The 502-nt window shown below is 67.1% G+C and carries 1 protein-coding gene; it reads left to right on the top strand.

The features are described from left to right. Nucleotides 1-62: 62 nt before the first annotated feature. Nucleotides 63-502 (top strand): aminotransferase class I/II-fold pyridoxal phosphate-dependent enzyme (locus CSC66_RS17390; protein WP_238394457.1); only part of this gene is annotated, 440 nt, incomplete at its 3' end.

Below are 502 nucleotides of genomic sequence, written 5' to 3'. Positions count from 1 at the left end.
TACAGTTCAGTCGCGTTAGTTCAGAGTTGAGTAAAAGAGGCTGTAGAGGAGCAGGCGATGTTTTGTTTGTCCGCTTCATCTGCGGCACCCAGGACCTGCACAAGCAGTTGGAAGCGCGCCTGTCGGCATTCCTGGGGACCGAGGACACGATCCTCTACGCCGCCGCGTTCGACGCCAACGCGGGCCTGTTCGAACCGCTGCTGGCCGAGCAGGACGCGGTCATCAGCGACGAGCTCAACCACGCCTCGATCATCGACGGCATCCGCCTGTGCAAGGCGCGCCGCTACCGCTACCGGCACGACGACATGGAGGACCTGGAGCGCTGCCTGGCCCGGGCCCGCGCCGACGGCGCGCGCTTCGGCCTGGTGTTCACCGATGGCGTGTTCTCCATGGACGGCACCGTCGCCCGCCTGGAGCGGATGCGCGCCCTGTGCGATGCCTACGGCGCGCTGCTGGGCATCGACGAGTGCCATGCCACCGGCGTGCTCGGCGCCCGTGGCCG

The organism is Pseudoxanthomonas kaohsiungensis (assembly GCF_010211765.1).
Classification (GTDB): Bacteria; Pseudomonadota; Gammaproteobacteria; order Xanthomonadales; family Xanthomonadaceae; genus Pseudoxanthomonas; species Pseudoxanthomonas kaohsiungensis.
Note: the sequence above shows the minus strand (reverse complement) of the source record. Positions and strands in the feature narration are given on the sequence as shown.